Source organism: Bacillus sp. GW821-FHT11D08, from assembly GCF_058808515.1.
Map to the genome: position 1 here is coordinate 66,742 of NZ_JBXARS010000001.1, position 18,390 is coordinate 85,131.

Consider the following 18,390-nt stretch of genomic DNA (forward strand, 5'->3'; position numbering starts at 1 on the left):
TGAGGTGTAATAACATGAACACCACAGACCGGCAAATGACGTTCTTCGCTCTTTCCGTTCTTCTCTCTTATCCGGATGAAGAGTGGAGAGCCGAGATTCCCGATTGGAAGGCTCTTATCCATGACATCACCAACCGGCAAATCCGTGAGAAATTGCTGCACTTTTTAGAGGCGGCGGCCGGCTTTTCTCCGCAAGCGCTGATTGAACACTATGTGTATACGTTCGATTTCGGAAAAAAAACGAATATGTACGTCACCTACTTTAACTCAGGCGAACAAAGGGAGCGCGGCATTGAATTGCTGCATTTAAAAAACACCTACCAGCAATCCGGTTTCCTGCCGACAGAGAAAGAACTGCCTGATTACCTGCCGCTGATGCTGGAATTCGCTGCGGTTGCGGAGATTGAAGCGGCGAGAAGCGTGTTTGAGAAATACGTGTCTAATGTGAGGGAGCTGGCTTCCCGCCTCGAAAAAAATAACAGCATCTATGCTGAGCTGCTGCACGTGCTGCAGGCCGCACTGGAAAACATCGGTGTACGTGAAAGCATTGAAGAAGGGGCTGTTCAGGCATGAGCGGGCAGATCCTGTGGGGCGTTATGCCATACATTGTATTGACGATCTTTATCGGCGGGCATATTTACCGCTATCAGCATGACCAATTCGGCTGGACGGCGAAATCAAGCGAGCTGTTAGAAAAGAAAAAACTTGCCGCTGGCAGCACACTTTTTCATTGGGGACTGCTGTGCGTTGTCGGCGGACATGTCATGGGAATTTTGATCCCGGAAGGCGTGTATGCTTCTCTTGGCATTTCCGAGCACATGTATCACAAAATAGCGATCGGTGCAGGCCTGCCGGCGGGGATTGCTGCATGTGCCGGACTTGTCATCCTGACGTACAGAAGGCTGTTTGACAAAAGAATCCGCAAAACCAGCTCGCCATCGGATATCCTGACGCTCATCCTGATACTTTTTATGATGCTGTCGGGCGTTGCGGCCACGTTCCTCAACATTGACTCGAAAGGATTTGATTACAGGGCAACAGTCGGGCCGTGGTTCAGGAAAATCGTTTTGTTCCGGCCTGACGCTTCTTTGATGGAGAGTGTCCCGCTATGGTTTAAGTTTCATATCATCATAGGGTACGTCGTTTTTATCCTTTGGCCGTTTACAAGATTGGTTCACGTGTTCAGCCTGCCCCTCAAGTATTTGACCCGCAGCTATGTTGTCTATCGGAAACGCACGTAAAAATCCCCCCTGCAAGAGAGGGGGATTTTTTATGGTGAAAAAATAAAAACATAAGATATTTTCTGCCAAGGTAATGGCTGGGCGGCGGGATTCCTGTTATGTTTTATTTGGAAATAACAGCAACAAAAGGAGAGTGAAGAATGAAGCGGATTTTCCTCATTTTAGCCGCCTGTCTGATGACAAGCGCCGGCGTCCTGACACTCAGACATTCTCAAGTATTAACCGGCGGCACAGCGGGACTGTCACTAAGCCTGTCATACTTGTTTCATTCCTCGTTTGCGATTATCTTCTTTCTGATCAATATCCCGTTTTATATATTTTCTCTCATCAGAATGGGAATCAAATTCACTCTATCCACCGTTTTTGCAGTCACAGTGCTGACTCTGTTTACCGGCGCGGATCACTGGCTGCCGCCGGTCTCTGTTTCACCGCTTGCCGGGGCGATTTGCGGCGGGGTGCTGATCGGGTTCGGCCTGTCGCTCATGTTTTATCATCAGGCATCGCTCGGCGGCGCCAATATCCTCGCTTTATTTCTGCAAAAGCGCTGCGGATGGAATCCGGGTGCCGTTAATTTCCTCTTCGATTTTGGCGTCGTGCTGGCCGGCATTTTTTCCGTCGGGCTGCTGAAAGGGCTCTTCTCCTTAGTGTCGATAGCGGTCACCGGTCTGATCATCGGCATCTTCAAAAATAAAATCAAAGGCAGCTGCTCGCTCAATCCGGCATTGCTTCAGAACATCACACCCGGCCAATCACAGGAAGCTTCATCATAAGCCTTTCCGCTCGTGCGGAGAGGCTTTTTCATATGTTTACAAGCCGGAAAACAGAGGGTATACAGAGATATCGGATCAGATGGGAGAGAGTCGGGATGCTGAAAAGGAGACTGGAATTTTGCTTTTTATATATGATGCTTATCGGAGCATATGTCATATGGTTTTTTCCGGTTTCCAGGCTTGAGTTTTACGGAGGGGTGCTTTGCTATGCAAGCATTATTTTGTTCAGCATCTATTCGTTAATTCTTGAAAACCGCACCTCGCAGCACACGCTGTTATGGATTCATATTCTTGTGTTTTTTCCGATCGCCGGGTACTTATTTTACCTTTTTTCCGGCCAGCTTTATGAAAAAGGCAAGCTGTTCAGGTCGAAACGGACATACAACCGGGAAAAGCTGAGAACGATATTTGATATGGAACAAACTCCCGACCTGTCCGGGCTGAAAGGAAATCAGAAGCGTTTCTTTCAATATTCAATCAAGGCGTCCCATATGAATATTAATACAAAAAGCAGGCTGAAGGTGCTCAAAAACGGGGACGAAACATTTCCGGAGCTGTTTGAGGCGCTCCGGGAGGCCGCGTCATTTATACATATTGAGTATTACATGTTCAAATCAGACATGCTCGGGCACAAGATGATGGACATTATGATGGAAAAGGCGCGTCAAGGTGTGGAAGTGCGGTTTTTGTTCGACGCGGCCGGCAGCCTGAAGCTGGCCGGAAAAGATATTAAAAAACTGAAACGCGCGGGTGTGAACATCGTCCCGTTTCTGCCGCTGAAATACGGTTTTTTCAACCAAAAATTCAATTTCAGAAATCACCGCAAGATCGTCATCGTTGACGGGAAAGTCGGTTTTGTCGGCGGGCTGAATGTCGGCAAGGAGTATATCGGCAAAGACCAAGATGTCGGCTTTTGGCGGGACACACATATGAAAGTCGAAGGAGAAATCGTTCAGACGCTCCACAGCATTTTTATGCTTGATTGGGAATACGTTTCGGATGAGGTGCTGATTGATCAGAAAGCATATACCCGCCCGGTTGCGGCAGAAAGCGGCGGCGTCTATCAAGTCGTTCCGACAGGCCCCGATATGAAGGAGCGGATGAGCGATCTGTATTATGCCATGATAGCGGCGGCCGAATCGTCTGTATGGATCGCGACGCCTTATTTCGTGCCGAATGAGCCGATCCGCACAGCGCTAAAGGAGGCTGCTGCCAGAGGCGTCCGGGTGCGTGTCATGGTGCCGGAAACCAATGACGGGTTTTTAACCCAGTACGCGACGAGATCGTATTTCCCCGAGCTTCTTCGCGAAGGAATCGAAGTCTATTCTTATCAAAAAGGCTTTATGCATCAAAAGGTGCTCATCACTGACGGAAACCTCGCCTCTGTCGGGACGGCGAATATGGACATGAGAAGCTTTCAGCTGAACTTTGAAGTCAATGTCTTTTTTACGGATCAAGAGGCGATCAAAGATCTTGAAGCGCATTACCTGGAGGATATGAAGGAGTCTGAAAAAATCAGCCCCGTCCGTTTCTATAAGCGCACATTATGGGAAAGAACGAAGGAATCTTTCGCACGGTTATTTTCCGGCGTTTTATAAAAAACGCTTTTAAAACTCCTTGTGTATAGTATAATTGAGAAATATTATCATTAAGAACGAGGCACAAGGAGGACGGAATCGTGCTGCGACAATTTTTTTCTTATTATAAACCGTACAAAAAGCTGTTTTTTCTCGACTTCTTTTCTGCCATCGCCGGCGGATTGATGGAGCTGAGTTTTCCTCTGATTGTCAATTACTTTATCGATACATTGCTCCCGGGGCGGGATTGGAGTCTGATTATTTTGACTTCCGCTGCTTTATTCGGGGTCTACGCCCTCAGCTCGGCACTTCAGTATGTTGTGACGTATTGGGGCCATATGCTCGGCATTAACATTGAAACGGATATGCGGAAAAAGCTTTTCGACCATCTGCAAAAGCTTTCGTTCAAATTTTACGATAACAACAAAACGGGCAGTTTAATGTCCAAGCTCACCAATGATTTGATGTATATCGGAGAAACCGCCCACCACGGACCTGAAGACCTGTTTATCGCGATCATGACGATTTTGGGCGCATTCGGTGTGATGCTGTTTATTAACTGGCAGCTCGCGCTGTTGACTTTTATCATTATGCCGGTCGTCATATGGCTTGCTTTGTATTTCAATAAAAAAATGACCTCTGCGTTTACAAAACTGAACAAAGACGTCGGGGACTTCAGCGCGAGAGTTGAAAACAATATCGGCGGCATCCGTCTTGTTCAGGCTTTCAGCAATGAAGCGTTTGAAACGCAGCGGTTTGACGTGAACAATCAGCGTTTCCGCAAAACAAAGCTGACGTCTTATAAAATCATGGCGAAAAACGGCTCGATCAGTTACATGCTGACAAGATTCGTCACGCTGTTCGTCTTATTGTGCGGCACATGGTTCGTGATCCGCGGATCGTTATCTTACGGGGAATTCGTCGCTTTTGTGCTGCTGACGAACGTTCTGTTCCGTCCGATTGATAAAATCAACGCGATTATTGAGATGTATCCGAGAGGCATTGCCGGTTTTAAAAGCTTTATAGAAATACTGGAAACGGAGCCTGATATCAAGGACGCCCCGAACGCGAGACATGTGTCCGGTTTAAAAGGGAATATCCGTTATGATGGTGTGTCATTCGGTTACGAAGAAAACAGTCCGGTTCTGTCGGGAATCAATTTGTCCATTCATGCCGGGGAGACAGTCGCATTCGTCGGGCCTTCGGGAGCGGGAAAATCAACGCTGACAAGTCTGCTGCCGCGCTTTTATGAGCCGTCTGAAGGCGTGATTTCCATTGACGGAATCGATATTAAGGACATGACGCTGTCATCATTGCGCGGACAAATCGGCGTCGTCCAGCAGGATGTCTTTCTGTTTTCCGGCACATTGCGGGAAAACATTGCTTACGGGCGGCTCGACGCGTCTGAGGAAGAAATCTGGCAGGCCGTCCGCCAGGCGCATTTAGAGGACTTGGTAAACGGGTATCCCGACGGTTTAAACACGGTGATCGGCGAGCGCGGCGTGAAACTGTCAGGCGGGCAGAAGCAGCGGCTTTCCATCGCCAGAATGTTTTTGAAAAACCCGTCGATCTTAATTTTAGACGAGGCTACATCAGCCCTCGATACAGAAACGGAAGCCGCCATTCAAAAATCGCTGCAAGAGCTGTCTGAAGGACGCACGACGCTTGTGATCGCCCATCGGCTGGCTACGATTAAGGATGCGGACAGGATCGTCGTCGTCACGAAAGAAGGCATCGCTGAACAAGGTCATCATAAGGAACTGCTGGCATCCGGCGGCATGTACCAGAGACTTCATCAGGCCCAATTCGGCGAGCTGATTCATTAATAAAAGAAAAAGGATAGACGAGCGGGGGCCGGGCAGCCTCCTGTCTATCCTTTTTTATGTAGTCTGTATTTAATGGGCTTCTTTTTGCGCAGGTTCGATGATATGTTTGAAACGGTCAATAAGCTGCACCGCTTTCTTGCCTTCCACTACAATTAAATATTCTTGTTCTTTATGGGCCATTCTGAACGTTTCCAGCTCAATGATATCTTTGATCTTGCACATTGTTTTTTTAGAGTAGATATACAGCTCGTGGCCCCCCGTGTGGCAAAGCTGATAAAGCTGAAGCATGTTTCTTAAAGTGAACTTCTTAGCGGCTATTTTCAAAGATGTAATGTTTTTCATATGTTTTCTCCTCCGTCTGATGGTCTGTTATTTCGGAAATTCCCCATATAAACGGGTGATAAACCTGGTTATGCCTTCCACCTCAGCACTCCGCCCGCCAGGCGTTTGACTCCCCGGATGGCGCTTAATTCTTCGACGAGCCGGAGCAGCGCCCGGTCTTTCTCTTTCGCCTCAATCATAAAATCGATGTCCGTATCCCATTGTCGAAACCGCTCCAGCACCGGCAGAATAAAATTCGCATCCACATAGTCCGCATGACTGCGTATGGCTGATTCTGATTTTGGCGAGGAGAGATGGACCTTCGGCTTTAAGCCGATCCGCTGCCATGTTTTGATCATCCGCGGAAGAATGTCATCTAAATCAGCGTCATCGGTCGGATTGGCGTAAAAATGGTGATAATCAAACACAAACGGAATGCCTTCTTGTTCACATACACTGAGTGTTTCCTCGGACGTATACGTTTTATCATCGTTTTCTAAAGTCATCCGCTGTTTGATGACATCGGGAAGTTCTTTCAGATTCACGCGGAAACGGCCAAGCGCGCTTTGTTTGTCACCGTAAGCGCCTCCGACATGGATGTTGATGACGGAACGGTCCGCGATGCCCATTGCGTCCAGCATGTCATAATGATAGGCCATATCCTTGACCGCATTTGCGGTAATCTCCTGTTTCGGGCTTGTAAAAAGCGTGAATTGGTTCGGATGAAAGCTCGTTCTGAGATCATATTTTCTGACCAGCCCGCCGATCTCACGAAACTCCTGGCGAAACGGCGTGACAAAATCCCACAGCACATCCGGATGGGTGGCGAGCGGCACAATCGAGCTTGAGAACCTGTACAGCGGGATGCCGTGGCTGATCACATAGTGGATGGTGCGCAGCGTATTGGTAAGATTTGCTTTTGTCACAGAAAGCAGGGCGTCTTTCCGCTCACTGCGGGAAAGCTTGGTATAGCGCGCATATGTTAAGGTTTTTGCGGGGGACGCGTCCCAAAGGCGCATGGCGTTTGCGACGAATCCGAATCTGAACAGCATATGGTTTCTCCTTTATAAAAAGTAAGATATGGCCTTTCCCAGCCATTCTGCAGGAAGCTGTCTGACGGAGCGCTGTTTCACTTTTTCTAATGTGAGAAGCTCGGATTTTTCGATGTCCTGCTTTATGGTTGAAAGCACTTCCTTTGTAAAGGCTTCATCATGAATGATGACATTCACCTCTTCATTCCAGAACAGACTCCGTTTATCAAAATTCGGCGTGCCGATAATGCTGATGCGGTCATCAATAATGAAAGCTTTGACATGATAAAAGCCTTGATAATACCGATAGATGAGGCAGCCGGCCTTCAGAAGCTCGGGATAATAGGTAAAAGCTGTTTCCCGAACGAACGGGTGGTCTGACTTCATCGGCACGATCAAGATGACTTTGACGCCTTTTCGGCAGGCTGAAATAAGCGCTTCCTGAAGCTTTTTGCTCGGTACATAATAAGGCGTGCCGATAATGATTTTTTTCTCCGCCTTACGGATGCAGTTTTCATAATGCGATTCAAGCGAAAAACCGTCAGACGCATATGTCCTATGAGAGATATTCCCTTCGGATAATGCCGGATAAACCCCGGGTGATCCGGGTGCTTTTCCGGTGTTTCGTTTCAGATCGCTTACAAAAAGAGTCTGAAGATCCGCCGTGCCTTCTCCGGTCATCCGCAGGTGATAATCCTCCCAGTTTCCGAACTTCGCTTTTTTGCCGAGGTACTCTTCAGCGATATTAAAACCGCCGACATAGCCGATTTTGCCGTCAATGACAGTCACTTTCCGGTGATTCCGTTTTTGCAGCCTGAAAAATAGAAACGGAAATGCCGGTTTATTTAGAAAATGAAAGTGAACGCCGGCTTTTTTCAACGTTTGAATGGAAGGCTTTTTCACTTGGCGGCTGCCCGCCCAATCGAGCAGCAGATATACGGAGACGCCGGCCTGGGCCTTTTCCTTCAATAAATGAAACATCTCATGGCTGACTTGGTCGTTCTTCATAATAAAAAACATCATATGAATAGAAGAGACGGCTTGGCGGATATCAGCCGTCATCTGCCGCACAAGCTCGCTGCCGCAGTGAATGAGTGTGATATCACTCTTTTTCGGGTCAAAAACGGGCTCATACGCCTGTTTTTTGTACGCCGCCCGGCCAAGCAGCATATCAAGCAGCATAAGTGCGATCAATATGATAAAAATGACAAGCAACACAAAAATGACCTTCATACCGACGCTCCTTTCCGAAGTATTCGTAGTGTGCCCTGAGAATGTGAATTTAATTATTGACTGAACACTCATTCATTATTTATGATAAAGTAAAGATATGACAATGAAGAGGGGTATCAGAACAAAGGGGGAGACAAGATGAACGCATTTCTCATGGTAAACGCGCTGCTATTTTCAGCTGTAACCGCTTACGCCGTTTATTTATTCGTTTACCTGATCAGAACGAGGATCGCTTATATTAAGCTCGGCCAAAGGGAAGAATTTGATAAACGCCTGAAAGAACGTCTTCAGAAGATATGGGTGAATGTGTTCGGACAGAAAAAACTGCTGAAAGATAAAAAGAGCGGCATCATCCACGTTCTGTTTTTTTACGGTTTTATACTCGTTCAGTTCGGCGCAATTGATTTTATTCTGAAAGGGCTGCTTCCTGACCGCCATCTGCCGTTCGGTCCGCTTTATCCGGCGTTTACCTTTTTTCAGGAAATCGTCACGTTTCTGATTTTAGTCGCCGTAGTCTGGGCGTTTTACCGGCGCTACATTGAAAAACTCGTCAGACTGAAACGCGGGTTTAAAGCGGGGCTTGTCCTGCTGTTTATCGGCGGACTGATGGTGACGGTGCTTCTCGGGAACGCCATGAACCTTTTATGGCACGATCATTCTCTGTCTTGGACGGAACCGATCGCTTCCTCCATTGCGTTTGTGCTCGGCGGTCTTTCAGCGCCGGCGGCCGCCGCCGTGTTTTATGTTTCATGGTGGCTTCATCTGTTGTTTTTGCTCAGCTTTTTAGTGTACGTGCCGCAATCAAAGCATGCGCACTTAATTGCGGGTCCGGCGAATGTGTTCCTCAGCAGGCTGGATTCAAAAGGAAAGCTGGAAAAAATCGATTTCACCGATGAGTCGAAAGAAAGCTACGGCGTCGGAAAGATTGAAGACTTCCGCCGCTCTCAGCTTGTCGACCTTTACGCCTGCGTCGAATGCGGCCGCTGTACAAATATGTGTCCGGCCTCCGGTACGGGCAAGATGCTCTCGCCGATGGACCTCATTTTAAAGCTCAGAGACCATTTGACGGAAAAAGGCGCTGCCGTGACGTCAAAATCTCCGTGGGTGCCCGCGCCCGTTTTTCAGCACACGAAGGCGAATCAGCTCGCCGCGGCTTCCTCAGGGGGAGGATCGCGTGAAGCGGCGGCAGCCATCGATTACAACCCGAGCTTAATCGGCGAGGTCATCACGGAAGAGGAGATTTGGGCGTGCACCACTTGCCGCAACTGTGAAGATCAATGTCCGGTCATGAATGAACACGTTGATAAAATTATCGATCTGCGACGTTATCTTGTGCTTACGGAAGGGAAGATGGACAGCGACGCGCAGCGGGCCATGACTAGCATTGAAAGACAGGGAAACCCGTGGGGCTTAAACCGGAAAGAGCGGGAGAACTGGCGGGAGCAGGCTGATACAGAAATTCCGACAGTGAAAGAAATGAAAAAACAAGACAAAGAGTTCGACTATTTGTTTTGGGTCGGATCAATGGGTTCCTACGATAACAGGAGCCAAAAGATTGCCGTCTCATTTGCAAAGCTGCTTAATGAAGCGGGCGTATCCTTTGCGATTCTCGGCAATAAGGAAAAAAACTCAGGCGATACGCCGCGCCGTTTGGGCAACGAGTTTCTGTTCCAAGAGCTGGCGGAACACAACATCGGCGAATTTGAAAAACACGGGATCAAAAAAATCGTCACGATTGATCCGCACGCCTATAATATGTTCAAAAATGAATATCCTGATTTCGGATTCCGGGCCGAAGTCTATCATCATACTGAATTATTAGCCGAGCTTGTGTCACAGGGGAAACTAAAACCGCTTCACCCGGTGAATGAAACGATTACCTTCCATGACTCGTGCTATTTAGGAAGATACAATGAAGTGTATGAGCCGCCGAGAGCGATCTTAAAAGCCATTCCGGGCGTTCAATTGAAGGAAATGGAGCGCAGCCGCGAAAACGGGATGTGCTGCGGCGCCGGAGGAGGGCTCATGTGGATGGAAGAAGAAACGGGAGCGAGAATCAACACGGCCCGGACTGAGCAGGCGCTTTCTGTCAGTCCGACGGTCATCAGCTCCGGCTGTCCTTACTGTCTGACCATGCTCGGTGACGGTACGAAAGCGAAAGAAGCCGAAGACGCGATCGGCACTTATGATGTCAGTGAATTGCTCGCCATGTCTGTATTCGGCGCCGAAAAACAAGAGTCTTTATAGAAAGAAGCGGGCCGCCGGCGCATATGCCGGCGGCTTTGTTTTCGCACATCAGCCGATTTATGAAGGGACGGCTCTAAAATTTCTTAAATTACGCTGTTAAGGGTAGCATATTCTGTTTTAATTTGTTTATAATGAGAGGTATGGTTTATGAACAAAACAATACAAATTCGTTCTTATTATAGGATAGAAACAGATACATATAAGTAATAGAAAGGGAGTGTCCGACCTTGAGTATCAAACAATATTCTCAGGAACAGCTGAAGCAGATGGCTTTAGTTGAAATCGCTCACGAAATTTTCTCAGAACATAAAAAACCGGTTCCGTTCCAGGAGCTGCTGAATGAAATGATCTCCTTGCTCGGTGTTACGAAAGAGGAACTGGGTGACCGTATCGCCCAATTTTATACAGACCTGAACATTGACGGCCGCTTTATTGCTCTGTCAGACCAGACGTGGGGGCTTCGCAGCTGGTATCCGTACGATCAGCTGGACGAAGAAACACAGCCGACTGTAAAAGCGAAAAAGAAAAAAGCGAAAAAAGTCGTTGAGGAAGATCTCGACCTTGATGAATTCGAGGAAGTTGACGAAGATGACATCGATCTCGATGAAATAGAAGAAGATATTGACCTTGAAGCAGACAGCTTTGACGATGAAGATATCGATGAAGAAGATGACGACGAGCTTGAGATCGAAGACGAGATGATTGAAGAAGATGAGGAAGATTATGATGATGAGGAAGAGGATCGCAAAGACTGATTTTATATCAGCAAAACGATCTTGACTTTCATTGTCGAACTATGTAGTATGTATTTTGGGCTCTTCAAAAAGAAGAGAATTCATAAGAGTGCTACGCTCCCTTTCAAGAAATTGAAAGGGAGCTTTCTTATTTTCATCTCCCAAATTCTTTTACACATCATTTGTTTTTAGTGAAATGATTTTCTATAAAACGGCACATTTTAAGGAATGTAGCGCAGACCGAAGAGAGGAGCAAACGAAATGACGAAATATATTTTTGTAACCGGGGGAGTTGTATCATCACTCGGAAAAGGAATTGTGGCTGCATCACTTGGCCGCCTTTTGAAAAACAGAGGCATGAGCGTCACCATCCAAAAATTTGACCCTTATATCAACGTTGACCCGGGAACGATGAGCCCGTACCAGCACGGTGAGGTATTCGTTACCGATGACGGCGCTGAGACTGACCTTGACTTAGGGCATTATGAGCGGTTCATTGACATTAATCTGAACAGATTCAGCAACGTGACGACCGGTAAAATCTATTCTGCCGTATTGAAAAAAGAGCGCCGCGGGGACTACCTCGGCGGAACGGTTCAGGTCATTCCGCACATCACAAATGAACTGAAAGACCGCGTGTACCGTGCAGGCAAAGAAACAAACGCAGATGTAGTCATTACTGAGATCGGCGGAACAGTGGGAGATATCGAATCCCTTCCATTCCTTGAAGCCATCCGTCAAATGAAAAGCGACATCGGCCATGAAAACGTGATGTACATTCACTGTACGCTTGTTCCGTACATCAAAGCGGCGGGCGAGCTGAAAACAAAACCGACGCAGCACAGCGTAAAAGAGCTGAGAAGCCTCGGTATTCAGCCTAATATCATCGTCGTGCGCACGGAAATGCCGATTTCTCAAGATATGAAAGATAAAATCGCGCTCTTCTGCGATATTGACACGAAAGCGGTCATCGAGTGCGAAGATGCGGACAACCTTTACTCCATCCCGCTTAACCTTCAGGAGCAGGGACTCGATAAGCTTGTCTGCGATCATATGAAATTAGAATGCAAAGACCCGGATATGACGGAATGGAAAGACCTTGTCACGAAAGTGAAAAACTTGTCTAAAACCATTACAATCAGCCTCGTCGGTAAATACGTCGAGCTTCAGGACGCTTACATTTCAGTCGTTGAATCACTGCGCCACGCCGGCTATGCGTTTGACGCTGATGTGAAGATCAAATGGATTAACGCCGAAGAAGTGACAGAAAGCAATATTCAAGAGCTGACTAGCGGCACAGACGGAATCATCGTGCCCGGCGGTTTCGGAGACCGCGGCGTAGAAGGGAAAATCATCGCCGCCAAGTATGCGCGTGAGAATAAAATTCCGTTCTTCGGCATCTGCCTCGGTATGCAGATTGCATCCATTGAATATGCGCGAAACGTATTAGGTCTGGAAGGGGCTCACTCTGCGGAGATCGATCCGTCCACTCCTTATCCGATCATCGACCTTCTGCCAGAACAAAAAGATGTCGAGGATCTCGGAGGAACGCTTCGTCTCGGACTGTACCCTTGTAAGCTTCAGGAAGACACGAAAGCCTTCGAAGCGTATGCGGATGAAGTGGTATACGAACGCCACCGCCACCGTTATGAATTCAACAACGAATACAGACAGCAAATGGAAGAGAACGGATTTGTGTTCTCAGGAACAAGCCCTGACGGCCGTCTTGTGGAAATCATCGAGCTGAAAGATCATCCTTGGTATGTCGCTTGCCAGTTCCACCCTGAGTTCAAATCAAGACCGACAAGACCTCAGCCTTTATTCAAAGACTTTATCGGCGCTTCCGTACAAGCTGCAGAACAGAAGTAATAAAAAAAGACTTGCCTCCTTTAAAAGCGGCAAGTCTTTTTTCTGCATCAGGCATATTCCTGCATCATTTCCTTTAACGTAAAGGACAGTGCGTGATAGACATACAGGCCTGTCATTAATGAAGGAAAGCCGTATCTTGTCCCGTCTTCATCAGGCAGAAGCGGCATTTTTAATTTGCTGTCAATATGAACATCACAAAATTCCTCAATCCCGGTTTGATCTTTGATGACAGGAGATACGCCAACGAGGCCGATCCCTTTTTCATAAAGCTTTTGAGCCAGCGCCTGTTCTTCAGCCGTGCCCGGACCTGAACAAAACATCAGCACCCTGTCGCTTTCTGTAATCGAATCGGCTGTATCCGGAAACGCTTTGACGGAAGGCATCGGTTCTGAGCCGAGTTCCGCCTCGCACAAAATGCCCTGCATCTCATTTGCGCCGTATAAATAAATGGTATGGCCGCTGACGGCTGCCTGCGCCAGCAGGCGCGCGCCGTCTTCTATTGCTTCGGATTCCTTATCCTGAATGCGGGAAAAAATGCCTGCAAGCTGCGTCGTAAATATCTTTAACATGAGTGAAACCTCCTTTACACATACAAGAACAGTATACAACAAAAGAGAAAATGCTCAGAAAATGTCGGAAAGTAGACTATTATAATTAAAGGAAATGTGAAAATCAAACAGAATACATAAACAACTGCTTCCTTTTGACGAAAATGATAATATTGGGGTGTAAAATGATGAATGAAAAGATTTTAATCGTAGATGACCAATACGGTATACGCATATTGCTCAATGAAGTGTTTCATAAAGAAGGGTACCAGACGTTTCAGGCCGCCAACGGCATACAGGTGCTGGACATCGTAACGAAAGAACGGCCCGATCTCGTGCTTTTAGATATGAAAATCCCCGGCATGGACGGAATCGAAATTCTCAAGCGCATGAAGATGATCGACGAATCAATACGCGTCATTATCATGACCGCTTACGGAGAACTCGATATGATTAAGGAATCAAAAGAGCTCGGAGCGCTGACCCATTTTGCGAAACCTTTTGACATTGATGAGATCAGAGACGCGGTGAAAAAATATTTACCTCTAAAATCGAATTAATAAAATTAGAAACAATTATGTCATTGTGTTGCCGATTTGTCGAAAAGTTGGTATCCTAGAGATGGAGAAAAAGCGATCTGTTGTTTTACATATGACAGGTTTTTATGGTCATGCTATAGGTGGAAAGCTTTTTTCGAGAAGAAGCAAATCAGGCTACATAAGGAGGACTTTCGACATGCCTTTAGTTTCAATGACGGAAATGTTGAATACAGCTAAAGAAAAAGGATATGCTGTTGGACAATTTAACTTAAATAACCTTGAGTTCACTCAAGCTATTTTACAAGCAGCAGAAGAGGAAAAATCCCCGGTTATTCTTGGTGTTTCAGAAGGCGCGGGACGCTACATGGGCGGCTTCAAAACAGTGGTTGCCATGGTTAAAGCTCTTATGGAAGAATACAAAGTGACAGTTCCTGTCGCCATTCACTTAGACCACGGTTCAAGCTTTGAATCTTGTGCGAAAGCGATTCATGCAGGCTTCACTTCTGTAATGATCGACGCATCTCACCACCCGTTTGAGGAAAACGTAGCAACTACAGCTAAAGTGGTTGAGCTTGCTCATTTCCACGGCGTTTCAGTTGAAGCTGAGCTTGGAACTGTAGGCGGACAGGAAGATGACGTGATTGCTGAAGGCGTAATCTATGCTGACCCTAAAGAGTGTCAAGAACTTGTAGAGCGCACTGGCATCGACTGCCTTGCACCTGCACTGGGTTCTGTTCACGGCCCTTACAAAGGCGAACCGAACCTCGGTTTCAAAGAAATGGAAGATATCGGCAAATCAACCGGCCTTCCGTTAGTACTTCACGGCGGTACAGGAATTCCGACTGCCGACATTAAAAAATCAATCTCACTTGGTACGGCTAAAATCAACGTAAACACTGAAAACCAAATTTCTTCTGCAAAAGCTGTCCGCGAAACATTGGCAGCTAAGCCGAACGAATACGATCCTCGTAAATATCTTGGACCTGCTCGTGAAGCGATCAAAGAAACGGTTATCGGCAAAATGCGTGAGTTCGGTTCTTCAAACCAAGCTTAATCCAATGTAACATCCATAAACCGCCTGACAGGATTGACAGGCGGTTTTATGTCTTACCTTTAGAAAGCGCAATCATGTTTTACAGTTCTGAAAATTTATTACTGGGGAGGCTTTCCTTATGTTATTTTTCATTGATACAGCAAACATTGACGAGATTAAAGAAGCTTATGAACTTGGCGTTCTTGCCGGAGTTACGACAAACCCTAGTTTAGTGGCGAAAGAAGCTGACGTGTCTTTCCATGACAGACTTCGTGAGATTACGGAAGTCGTGAGCGGATCAGTAAGCGCGGAAGTCATTTCCCTGAATGCTGAAGAGATGATTGAAGAAGGTAAAGAACTTGCGAAAATCGCACCGAATATCACGGTGAAAATCCCGATGACGTCTGAAGGGTTAAAAGCCGTAAAAGCGCTGAGCGACCTGAACATTAAAACAAACGTAACGCTCATTTTCAGCGCCAACCAAGCGCTTTTGGCGGCAAGAGCCGGGGCGACTTATGTATCTCCGTTCTTAGGCCGTCTGGATGACATCGGCCATAACGGTCTTGAACTGATTTCAGAAATAAGACAGATTTTTGACATTCATGACATTGATACACAAATCATCGCAGCTTCCATCCGTCATGCGCAGCACGTGACTGAAGCCGCTTTACGCGGTGCGCATATCGGTACGATGCCGCTGAAAGTCATTCACCAGCTGGCGAAACATCCGTTAACGGATAAAGGCATCGAGCAATTCTTGGCAGACTGGAATAAATAAGGGTGAAAAGGGCGGCAAACCGGTTGCATCCGTTTGCCGCACCCTTATGTTTTCCTGTTTGGCAGCGGGCCTTCAGTATCAAAGTGAAGAGTGTGTTTCCCCGGAATGTGAACCCGGCGGGCCTCTGTGCATCCTGTGTTAAAAATGCCCCGCAAAGCTTCGCTATTTTCTTCCTGTTATTTTATAATGTCCTTGTATTCTTTCTCTTCGAATTGGCTACATTTTGGACAAGAGCTTTATTTGCAGAGACAGAATAAAATGCCATTTTATTTACGCTCCGCAGCTATCTTCTTATGGAAGGAGACTATCATGGAAAAGTTGAATATTGCCGGCGGCGATCCGTTAAACGGAACCGTACATATCAGCGGCGCGAAAAACAGCGCCGTCGCATTGATACCCGCAACCATTCTGGCAAATTCCGAAGTAACGATCGAAGGGCTTCCGGAGATCTCAGATATTGAAACGCTGCGTGACCTGCTGAAAGAAATCGGCGGAAACGTCCATTTTGAAAAAGGAGAAATGGTCGTCGACCCTTCCCCGATGATCAGCATGCCGCTTCCCAACGGCAAAGTGAAAAAACTCCGCGCTTCCTATTACTTAATGGGCGCGATGCTGGGCCGCTTCAAACAGGCTGTCATCGGACTGCCGGGCGGATGCCATCTCGGGCCGCGGCCGATTGACCAGCACATCAAAGGGTTTGAAGCGCTTGGGGCGGAAGTCACCAATGAACAAGGCGCGATTTATCTGCGCGCCGAAAGGCTGAGAGGCGCACGGATTTATTTAGATGTCGTCAGCGTCGGAGCGACGATCAATATCATGCTTGCCGCTGTACTGGCTGAAGGTAAAACCGTGATAGAAAACGCCGCCAAGGAACCTGAGATTATTGATGTTGCCACATTGCTCACCAGCATGGGCGCAAAGATCAAAGGCGCGGGAACCAATGTAATCAGAATCGACGGCGTAAAAGAGCTGCACGGATGCAGGCATACGATCATTCCGGACAGAATTGAGGCGGGCACCTTTATGATCGCCGGCGCCGCGATGGGGAAAGAAGTCATTATTGATAATGTCATACCGACTCACCTGGAGTCTTTAACGGCGAAGCTCAGGGAAATGGGTTTTCACATTGAGACGAGTGACGATCAGCTTCTTATGCTCGGCGGGCAGAAGAAGATAAAACCGGTCGACGTAAAAACGCTTGTTTACCCGGGATTCCCGACTGATCTTCAGCAGCCGATGACATCTCTGTTAACGAGAGCCAGCGGCACGAGCGTCGTAACCGACACCATCTACTCGGCCCGATTTAAACATATAGATGAGCTGAGACGGATGGGGGCCAACATGAAAGTGGAAGGCAGGTCGGCCATTATCACCGGTCCGGCCGAGCTTCAGGGCGCAAAAGTAAAGGCGAGCGATCTGCGTGCAGGCGCTTGTCTGGTCGTCGCCGGACTCATGGCTGACGGCGTAACCGAAATTACCGGTCTCGAGCATTTAGACCGCGGCTACAGCAATCTTGAGAAAAAACTCGAAGGTCTGGGCGCCACAATCTGGCGGCAAAGGCTGACGGACGAAGAGATAGAACAGCTCCAAAATTCATAGAAATGCGGACTTTTGAGAGGAGATCGTGTTGAAATGGAAAGAAGCTTATCGATGGAATTGGTTCGAGTCACTGAAGCGGCGGCTTTAGCATCTGCCAGATGGATGGGCCGCGGGAAAAAAGATGAAGCTGATGATGCGGCGACAAGCGCAATGCGTGACGTGTTTGACACGGTGCCGATGAAAGGCACGGTCGTGATCGGGGAAGGCGAGATGGATGAAGCGCCGATGCTTTACATCGGCGAAAAGCTCGGAAACGGATACGGCCCTCGCGTCGATGTCGCCGTCGATCCTCTTGAAGGCACAAACATCGTAGCGAGCGGCGGCTGGAATGCGCTGACGGTGATCGCGGTCGCCGACCATGGAACACTGCTGAACGCCCCGGATATGTATATGGAAAAAATCGCGGTCGGTCCTGAAGCGGTAGGCTGCATCGATATTGAAGCGCCTGTCATTGATAACTTAAAAGCCGTTGCGAAAGCGAAAAACAAAGACATTGAAGATGTCGTGGCAACCATTTTAAATCGTGACAGACACGAAAAAATCATCTCTGAATTGCGTGAGGCGGGCGCCAGAATCAAACTGATCAACGACGGTGATGTCGCGGGCGCCATCAATACGGCCTTTGACCATACGGGAGTAGACATTCTCTTCGGTTCAGGCGGGGCTCCTGAAGGCGTGCTGTCTGCCGTTGCGTTAAAAGCGCTCGGCGGCGAAATCATCGGCAGGCTTCTGCCGCAAAGTGCGGAAGAGCAGGCCCGCTGTGAGCGAATGGGCCTTGATGTATCCAAAGTGCTCCGGATGGAGGACCTTGTGAGAGGGGATGACGCCATTTTTGCCGCAACGGGCGTCACGGACGGAGAGCTGCTGAAAGGCGTTCAGTTCAAAGGCTCCGTCGGCACGACTGAAAGTCTGGTCATCCGGGCGAAATCAGGAACGGTCCGATTCGTTGACGGAAGACACAGCCTGAAGAAAAAACCAAATCTTGTGATCCGGCCATAAATAGAGAAAAGCGGGACGGAAAGTCCCGCTTTTCTTTTGCAATAAA

17 protein-coding genes are annotated in these 18,390 nt (G+C 47.7%); 13 read left to right on the forward strand and 4 right to left on the reverse strand.

The features are described from left to right. Nucleotides 1–14 precede the first annotated feature (14 nt). The 5 genes from narJ to AC1RRX_RS00370 all read left to right on the forward strand — a co-directional run bounded on the left by narJ (nucleotide 15) and on the right by AC1RRX_RS00370 (nucleotide 5,413). Nucleotides 15–572 (forward strand): nitrate reductase molybdenum cofactor assembly chaperone, encoded by a 558-nt coding sequence (gene narJ / locus AC1RRX_RS00350; RefSeq protein ID WP_136803239.1) that lies wholly within the window; start codon nucleotides 15–17, stop codon nucleotides 570–572. Continuing rightward, on the forward strand, nucleotides 569–1,240 hold the full coding sequence (gene narI, locus AC1RRX_RS00355) for a respiratory nitrate reductase subunit gamma (protein WP_136803240.1): 672 nt from the start codon (nucleotides 569–571) through the stop codon (nucleotides 1,238–1,240). Before narJ ends, narI begins: the two co-directional genes overlap by 4 nt. 140 nt (nucleotides 1,241–1,380) lie before the next feature. Then, entirely contained in the window at nucleotides 1,381–2,010 is a 630-nt protein-coding gene (locus AC1RRX_RS00360; RefSeq protein ID WP_122504243.1) for a YitT family protein, read from the forward strand. A 95-nt stretch (nucleotides 2,011–2,105) separates the two neighbouring features. Further along, a complete protein-coding gene (cls, locus tag AC1RRX_RS00365) occupies nucleotides 2,106–3,608 on the forward strand; it encodes a cardiolipin synthase (protein ID WP_021494799.1) in 1,503 nt (500 codons plus the stop codon). A gap of 80 nt (nucleotides 3,609–3,688) precedes the next feature. Then, nucleotides 3,689–5,413: an ABC transporter ATP-binding protein gene (locus AC1RRX_RS00370; protein WP_020956475.1), complete on the forward strand. Its 1,725-nt coding sequence runs from the start codon at nucleotides 3,689–3,691 to the stop codon at nucleotides 5,411–5,413. Between the two features lie 69 nt (nucleotides 5,414–5,482). Here AC1RRX_RS00370 and AC1RRX_RS00375 read toward each other — a convergent pair whose 3' ends face one another. From AC1RRX_RS00375 to cls (AC1RRX_RS00385), 3 genes are all read right to left on the reverse strand, one after another. Next, complete coding sequence (locus AC1RRX_RS00375; RefSeq protein ID WP_007407620.1) at nucleotides 5,483–5,755, reverse strand: hypothetical protein; 273 nt, start codon at nucleotides 5,753–5,755, stop codon at nucleotides 5,483–5,485. Nucleotides 5,756–5,823: 68 nt separating this feature from the next. Next, nucleotides 5,824–6,786: a UV DNA damage repair endonuclease UvsE gene (uvsE, locus tag AC1RRX_RS00380; protein ID WP_032867400.1), complete on the reverse strand. Its 963-nt coding sequence runs from the start codon at nucleotides 6,784–6,786 to the stop codon at nucleotides 5,824–5,826. 12 nt (nucleotides 6,787–6,798) lie between these two features. Beyond that, on the reverse strand, nucleotides 6,799–7,998 hold the full coding sequence (gene cls / locus AC1RRX_RS00385) for a cardiolipin synthase (RefSeq protein WP_144463844.1): 1,200 nt from the start codon (nucleotides 7,996–7,998) through the stop codon (nucleotides 6,799–6,801). Between the two features lie 138 nt (nucleotides 7,999–8,136). Here cls (AC1RRX_RS00385) and AC1RRX_RS00390 point away from each other — a divergent pair, with 138 nt between their 5' ends. The 3 genes from AC1RRX_RS00390 (at nucleotide 8,137) to pyrG (ending at nucleotide 12,848) form a co-directional block, all read left to right on the forward strand. Further along, nucleotides 8,137–10,245, forward strand: a complete 2,109-nt coding sequence (locus AC1RRX_RS00390) for a (Fe-S)-binding protein (protein WP_144463845.1) — start codon at nucleotides 8,137–8,139, stop codon at nucleotides 10,243–10,245. A gap of 227 nt (nucleotides 10,246–10,472) precedes the next feature. Beyond that, nucleotides 10,473–11,000, forward strand: a complete 528-nt coding sequence (gene rpoE / locus AC1RRX_RS00395; RefSeq protein ID WP_007407616.1) for a DNA-directed RNA polymerase subunit delta — start codon at nucleotides 10,473–10,475, stop codon at nucleotides 10,998–11,000. 240 nt (nucleotides 11,001–11,240) lie between these two features. Continuing rightward, nucleotides 11,241–12,848, forward strand: a complete 1,608-nt coding sequence (gene pyrG / locus AC1RRX_RS00400; RefSeq protein WP_007407615.1) for a glutamine hydrolyzing CTP synthase — start codon at nucleotides 11,241–11,243, stop codon at nucleotides 12,846–12,848. A 47-nt stretch (nucleotides 12,849–12,895) separates the two neighbouring features. On the opposite strand, the gene AC1RRX_RS00405 is transcribed toward pyrG, so the two are convergent. Continuing rightward, complete coding sequence (locus AC1RRX_RS00405; RefSeq protein ID WP_007407614.1) at nucleotides 12,896–13,417, reverse strand: DUF2529 domain-containing protein; 522 nt, start codon at nucleotides 13,415–13,417, stop codon at nucleotides 12,896–12,898. 164 nt (nucleotides 13,418–13,581) lie between these two features. Between AC1RRX_RS00405 and spo0F the strand changes: the two genes are divergently transcribed. From spo0F to glpX, 5 genes are all read left to right on the forward strand, one after another. Then, complete coding sequence (gene spo0F, locus AC1RRX_RS00410) at nucleotides 13,582–13,956, forward strand: sporulation initiation phosphotransferase Spo0F (RefSeq protein WP_144463846.1); 375 nt, start codon at nucleotides 13,582–13,584, stop codon at nucleotides 13,954–13,956. A gap of 175 nt (nucleotides 13,957–14,131) precedes the next feature. Further along, a complete protein-coding gene (locus AC1RRX_RS00415) occupies nucleotides 14,132–14,989 on the forward strand; it encodes a class II fructose-bisphosphate aldolase (RefSeq protein WP_003151102.1) in 858 nt (285 codons plus the stop codon). 118 nt (nucleotides 14,990–15,107) lie between these two features. Further along, nucleotides 15,108–15,746, forward strand: coding sequence for a fructose-6-phosphate aldolase (fsa, locus tag AC1RRX_RS00420; RefSeq protein ID WP_007407613.1), 639 nt, complete (start codon nucleotides 15,108–15,110; stop codon nucleotides 15,744–15,746). A gap of 309 nt (nucleotides 15,747–16,055) precedes the next feature. Then, entirely contained in the window at nucleotides 16,056–17,345 is a 1,290-nt protein-coding gene (gene murA / locus AC1RRX_RS00425) for a UDP-N-acetylglucosamine 1-carboxyvinyltransferase (RefSeq protein ID WP_144463847.1), read from the forward strand. 33 nt (nucleotides 17,346–17,378) lie between these two features. Then, on the forward strand, nucleotides 17,379–18,344 hold the full coding sequence (gene glpX, locus AC1RRX_RS00430; protein ID WP_003151105.1) for a class II fructose-bisphosphatase: 966 nt from the start codon (nucleotides 17,379–17,381) through the stop codon (nucleotides 18,342–18,344). Nucleotides 18,345–18,390: the final 46 nt, after the last annotated feature.